Source organism: Streptomyces sp. NPDC002785 (genome assembly GCF_040295565.1).
Taxonomy (GTDB): domain Bacteria; phylum Actinomycetota; class Actinomycetes; order Streptomycetales; family Streptomycetaceae; genus Streptomyces.
The window spans coordinates 1-5,624 of the sequence record NZ_JBEOVN010000311.1 but is presented as its reverse complement, the minus strand read 5'-3'; the positions used below and the strand labels follow the sequence as shown (position 1 = coordinate 5,624).

The window sequence follows — 5,624 nt, the reverse complement described above, 5'->3', positions numbered from 1 at the left end:
TCCGCATACTGGATGTATGCGGACGTTCCGACAACGCGGCGAGGTGCCGTAGCTGTCGTCGCGCGCCCGCCAGGGATTACGGGACAGCCCTTGGGCTCGCGCGATCCTGCGCGGGGAAGCGCCGGGGAACTACCGGGGGCATCAGCGTTTCACGGGAGACTGCGCCAGGAGAAGGAAAAAGCACTGCAAGAGGACACGAGGAAATGGCCGTGGAGAAGACCTCGCCGAAGATTGTTGTGGTCGTGCCCACCTACAACGAGCGGACGAATCTGCCCGTCCTCGTGAATCTCCTGGCGGATCTGGGCCTGCCCGACCTGCATATTCTCGTGGTCGACGACAATTCCCCCGACGGTACGGGCGAGGTCGCGGACAAGCTCGCGGCCGACACCGCCAAAACGGTCGGCGTGCTGCACCGCAAGGAGAAGGACGGGCTGGGCCGCGCCTACGTGGCGGGGATGACGCGTGCACTCGCCGAGGGCGCGGACGTGGTGGTCCAGATGGACGCCGACCTCTCCCATCCGGCGTCGAGACTCCCGGTCATGATCGAGACGCTGTTCGCCGAGGACGCCGCCGTGGTGATCGGTTCCCGCTATGTGACGGGCGGCTCACTCGCCACGGAGTGGCCGTGGCACCGCAAGGCGCTCTCGGCATGGGCGAATTTCTATGTGAACGCGATCCTGCGGTTGCGGGTGAAGGACGCCACCGCCGGTTTCAAGGTCTGGCGGGCATCGACGCTGCAGGCGATCGATGTGCCCTCGGTCCGAAGCAATGGCTATTCCTTCCAGGTGGAGATGAACTACCGCACGGTCAAGCGTCATTTGAGGATCGTCGAGGTGCCGATCCGATTCGAGGAGCGGGTCGCGGGCGAATCGAAGCTCGGCCTGAACGTGCAGATCGAGTCCGCCCTCGCACCGTGGAAGCTGCTGTTCGGCAGAGACCACCACTGATTTTCGGGCGGGGAGTCCGGGGGCTAACCCCACTCCCTGCCGTCATGCCTCCCGGATGGGCCGATCGTCCCGGCTCAACAAGGCTTGCGGCATGACGACTTACCGTAGATCTGCCGCGTTCATCGCCCTGTCCGTCACCGCTGCCGCCACCGCCCTCACCGGGGCCGTGACCCCGCCGGCCCGCGCCGACGGCGCCGCCACGACCGCCAACACGGCCTCCGTACCCGCACTCACCTGGCGGTCCTGTGCCCAGACCGGGGGCCCCGCGACGCAGGAGTGTGCCGAGCTGCCCGTACCGCTCGACTACCGGGACCCGGACGGCCCGCAGCTCGGTCTCGCGGTGACCCGGGTGCGCAGCGACCGCCCCTCGGCCCGGCGCGGGACGCTGCTGGTGATCCCCGGTGGCCCCGGCTCGTCAGGGGTGCAGCGGGTGACACAGAAGGGGGAGCAACTGCAGCGGGAGACGGCGGGGCAGTACGACATCGTCAGCCTCGACCCGCGCGGCACCGGCGGAAGCACGAAGGCGAGCTGCGGGCTCGCCCCGGAGGACCGGGAGCTGGTGCATCTGCGGTCCTGGCCCGCCGCCGACGGTTCGATCACCGAGAACGTGGAACGGTCGCGACGGGTCGCCGAGGCGTGCGCCCGCAACGGGGGAGCGCTGCTGCGGAGCTTCACCACGGTCAACGAGGTACGGGACATCGACCGCTTCCGGCAGGCGCTGGGCGAGAAGAAACTGTCGGCCTGGGGGACCTCGTACGGCACCTATGTGGGCGCCGTATACGCACAGAAATACCCGCAGCACACGGACCGTTGGGTGCTGGACAGCAGCGGCGACCCCGACCCGTCCCGCGTCGCGCAGGGCTGGCTGGCCAACATGGCGGTGGGCGTGGACGACCGGTTCCCCGACTTCGCACGATGGGCCGCGGATCCGGCCCGGGAGGCGGAGGGGCTGCGGCTGGCCGAACGCGCCGAGGATGTACGGCCGTTGGTCCTGGAGCTGGCGGCGCGACTGGACCGTGAGCCGAAGGAGTCCACCACGGCGGGCGTCCCGCTGACCGGCAACCGGCTGCGGCAGGCGATCCAGCTCGCCCTGTACAGGGACAGTGCCTTCGCCCGGTTGGCCGGGCTCGTTCAGGAGGCCCGGGACGCGTCGGTGAAGCCCGTCCTGCCCGCCGAACTGGCCGGGCCGATGCCGGACCAGGACGCGGCGGTCACGATCGGCGTGATCTGCAACGACGTGCGCTGGCCGGGCAGCATCCCGTCGTACCGGCGCGCCGTCGCCGCCGACCGCGTGAAGCACCCGCTCACCGCCGGAATGCCGGTGAACATCACACCGTGCGCCTTCTGGAAGGACGCCTCCGTGGAGCGGCCGACCAGGATCACGGACGAGGGACCGTCCAACATCCTGATGATCCAGGGCCTCCGCGACCCGGCGACCCCGTACTCCGGCGCCCTGAAGATGCGCGAGGCCCTCGGCGACCGGGCCCGCCTGGTCGCGGTCGACCACGGCGGGCACGGCGTCTACCTGGGCAACGGCAATGCCTGTGGCGACCTCGCGGTCACCACGTTCCTGACGACGGGGACGCGGCCGGAGGGGGACACGTACTGCGCCCGATGAGCGGGGCGACGCCGCCCCCTCCATGTGCCGCCCGGTCGGTCTCAGTCGCTGCCGGGCGGCACATGCCCGCTGTACTGGGCCTGTGTCAGCAGGGAGACGACCTCCTCGTCGGAGGTCTGCGAGAAGTCCCGGTACCACTCGCCGACGGCGAAGAACAGGCGCGGCGTCGACAGACACACCACTTCGTCCGCACACTGCCGCAGCCGGTCGACCGCGTCCGGTGGCGCCACCGGTACGGCTGCCAGCAGACGGGCCGGGTTCTGTGCCCGTACCACCTGGCAGGCGGCCTCGGCAGTGGCGCCGGTCGCGACGCCGTCGTCCACGACGATGACGGTCCGGCCTTCGAGCGGCGTGCGCGGCCTGCCCGCGCGGTACGTCTGCGCCCGGCGTACGAGCTCCGCCGCCTCGACCCGCTCGATCGCCGCGAGATCCTGCTTCCCGGCCAGGATGTGGCTGACGACATCCTCGTTGATGACCCGCACCCCGCCTTCGCCGATGGCGCCGAACGCCACTTCCTCGTGGTGCGGCACGCCGAGTTTGCGGACCACGATCACGTCGAGCTGGGCGCCGAGCATCTGCGCCACCTGGAAGGCCACCGGGACTCCGCCGCGGGGCAGGCCCAGCACGACGGGGTTCTCCCGCTCCAGATGCCGGAGCGCCTCGGCCAGCTGCTGTCCCGCGTCCTCGCGGTCGGCGAACAGCACGGTGGTTCACCCCCAAACAGGGGAGAGTAGGGACCACGTGGGACACACCCCACCTGCTCCTACTTCGAAACAACTCCATGTGCGGCGGTCGCGCAACTCGGGGAGGGTCGGTCGCATGGAACGAATCGGAGCGGTCCTGATCGACATCGACGGTGTGCTCACGGTGTCCTGGAAGCCGCTGCCCGGCACCGTGGCGGCCATGGAGCGGCTGCGCGAGGCGGGTCTCCCGCTGGCGTTGGTCACCAACACCACCTCCCGCACCCGCGCCTCGATCGCCGAGAAACTGGTGGGTGAGGGCTTCCCCGTCTGTGCCGACGACATTCTCACCGCCCCCGCCGTCACCGCCGCCCACCTGCGAGAACACCATCCCGGAGCCCGCTGCCTGCTGATCAGCACCGGCGACGTCCGGGACGATCTGGCGGGCGTGACACTCGTCGACGAGGACGAGGAGGAATCCCGTTCGGCTCATGGCGGGGCGCCGGACGTCGTCGTCCTCGGCGGGGCCGGGGACGCCTTCACCTACGCGGCGCTCAACCGCGCCTTCCGTCATGTGCAGCGCGGTGCCCGGCTCGTCGCCATGCACCGGAACATGTACTGGCGCACGGCCGCCGGGCTCGACCTCGACACCGGAGCCTTCCTCCTGGGGCTGGAGCGAGCCGCCCGCGTCGAGGCGGAGATCACCGGTAAACCCGCCGCGTCGTTCTTCGCCACGGCCCTGGCACACCTCGGCGCCACCGCGTCCCACGCCCTGATGGTCGGCGACGACATCGAGTCCGACGTCCTGGCCGCTCAGCGCGCCGGGCTCACCGGCGTACTCGTCAGGACCGGCAAGTACCTCCCCGAGACACACCGGGCGGCCGACGGCACCCCGGACCATGTGATCGACTCCTTCGCCGATCTCCCCGCCCTGCTGGAGCGGCTGGGGGCGTGAGGGCCGGGGGACGGCCCGTCCGGGGGCCCGGCCGTACACCCGCGCCGCGCGCCCACCCCTCACGCGTCCCGCAGCCGGAACATCGCCGCCCCGCCAGCAGTGCGCGAGCGCCTGTTCGACGCGGTACGCGTGGTCGCCGCGGGCGAGGCCCTGCTCGCGCCCACCGTTACCCGCCGCCTCATCGGCGAATTCGCCCGACTGCGCCGCAGGCCCGCCGCCGTGCCCGCAGTCGGGCTCACCGCGCTCACCCCGCGCGAGACGGAGGTACTGCGCCTGATCGCCGAGGGCCTGTCCAACCCGGAGATCGCCACCCGGCTGAGCGTCAGCGAGGAGACGGTCAAGACCCACGTCAGCCGCATCCTGAACAAACTCGGTCTGCGCGACCGCACTCAGGCGGTGGTAGCGGCGTACGAATCCGGTCTGGTGGTGCCGCGCGCCGGGGGGTGAGCCGGGGCACGGACCCGTGGTCCCGGCCGGGTCAGGACACCGGGGACGTCTTGGGCACCTCGCCCTCGGCCGTGTCGACGTCGATCACGGAGAACGCCGCGCCCTGCGGGTCCGTCAGCGCCGCGAAGCGGCCGAAGGGCATGGTCATCGGGCCGAACCGCAGGATCGCCCCGCGCTCGGTCGCCTTCGCCACGGCCGCGTCGCAGTCCGCGACGGTGAAGTACACATTCAGGTACGGCGGCACCTCGGGCGGGAATTCGTCGCCCATCTTCATCCGCCCCATGACCGTCTTGTCGCCGAGGTTGAACATCCTGAAGTCGATGGCGTCGTCCTCCATCTTCACCATGCTGTACGGGAAGACGGCGGGGAAGAAGGCGTCCGACTTCTCGGGCTCCCGGGTGAAGACCTCGGCCCAGCAGAACGCACCGGGCACACGCTGGGCCTCGAAGCCCTCATGGGTGCCCGCCTGCCAGACGCCGAAGGTGACACCGCTGGGGTCGCGGGCCAGCAGCATCGTGCCGAACTCGCCCACCTCCATGGGGTCCATCAGCGTCTCGCCGCCGTTCTCACGGATCTTCGCGGCGGTGGCTGCGGCGTCCGGCGAGGCGAGATACAGACACCAGGCCGGGTGTCCCTCCTGGCCGGGCATCGGAGGCACGACGGCGGCGACCGCCTTGCCGTCGGCGTACGCCTGCGTGTAGTTGCCGAACTCGGACGAGGACTCGCCGAACGTCCAGCCCAGCACATCACCGTAGAACCTCTTCGCTGCGTCGATGTCGGGGAACATCGCGTCGGCCCAGCACGGCGTGCCCTCCGGTTGTACAGCCATGACTTCGACTCCTTCGCACTCGGCGGCTTGTCCGGTGTTTCACGCTAGCCAGCCGATCGTCTGCCCGCGCGCTGGACACGGAGCCGCCGACCCCGGTGGCGTACACCGTACGTACTTGTGTACCTGCCGCTCACGGCCATGGGCGTGT

4 protein-coding genes and 2 pseudogenes are annotated in these 5,624 nt (G+C 70.5%); 4 read left to right on the top strand and 2 right to left on the bottom strand.

Features of this window, described 5'->3' with window-relative positions:
• Positions 1-203: 203 nt before the first annotated feature.
• Together ABTZ94_RS35975 and ABTZ94_RS35970 are read left to right on the top strand one after the other, a co-directional pair.
• Positions 204-947 (top strand): polyprenol monophosphomannose synthase, encoded by a 744-nt coding sequence (locus ABTZ94_RS35975; protein ID WP_351207407.1) that lies wholly within the window; start codon positions 204-206, stop codon positions 945-947.
• A 91-nt stretch (positions 948-1,038) separates the two neighbouring features.
• Positions 1,039-2,565 (top strand): alpha/beta hydrolase, encoded by a 1,527-nt coding sequence (locus tag ABTZ94_RS35970; protein WP_351207405.1) that lies wholly within the window; start codon positions 1,039-1,041, stop codon positions 2,563-2,565.
• 77 nt (positions 2,566-2,642) lie between these two features.
• On the opposite strand, the pseudogene ABTZ94_RS35965 reads toward ABTZ94_RS35970, so the two are convergent.
• Positions 2,643-3,269, bottom strand: a pseudogene (locus ABTZ94_RS35965) (phosphoribosyltransferase); the annotation flags it as partial.
• 115 nt (positions 3,270-3,384) lie between these two features.
• Here ABTZ94_RS35965 and ABTZ94_RS35960 point away from each other — a divergent pair.
• Positions 3,385-4,200 (top strand): HAD-IIA family hydrolase, encoded by an 816-nt coding sequence (locus tag ABTZ94_RS35960; RefSeq protein WP_351207403.1) that lies wholly within the window; start codon positions 3,385-3,387, stop codon positions 4,198-4,200.
• 105 nt (positions 4,201-4,305) lie between these two features.
• Positions 4,306-4,647: pseudogene (locus ABTZ94_RS35955) on the top strand (LuxR C-terminal-related transcriptional regulator); the annotation flags it as partial.
• 31 nt (positions 4,648-4,678) lie between these two features.
• Here ABTZ94_RS35955 and ABTZ94_RS35950 read toward each other — a convergent pair.
• Positions 4,679-5,476 carry a VOC family protein gene (locus tag ABTZ94_RS35950; protein ID WP_351207401.1) on the bottom strand — a complete coding sequence of 266 codons (798 nt, stop codon included), beginning with the start codon at positions 5,474-5,476 and terminating at the stop codon, positions 4,679-4,681.
• Between the last annotated feature and the right edge of the window lie 148 nt (positions 5,477-5,624).

What these genes read in the sequence shown, in the direction of transcription:
- ABTZ94_RS35975 (WP_351207407.1), top strand. Translation starts at nt 204, where the DNA reads ATGGCCGTGGAGAAGACCTCGCCGAAGATTGTTGTGGTCGTGCCCACC.
- ABTZ94_RS35970 (WP_351207405.1), top strand. Translation starts at nt 1,039, where the DNA reads ATGACGACTTACCGTAGATCTGCCGCGTTCATCGCCCTGTCCGTCACC.
- ABTZ94_RS35960 (WP_351207403.1), top strand. Translation starts at nt 3,385, where the DNA reads ATGGAACGAATCGGAGCGGTCCTGATCGACATCGACGGTGTGCTCACG.
- ABTZ94_RS35950 (WP_351207401.1), bottom strand. Translation starts at nt 5,476, where the DNA reads ATGGCTGTACAACCGGAGGGCACGCCGTGCTGGGCCGACGCGATGTTC.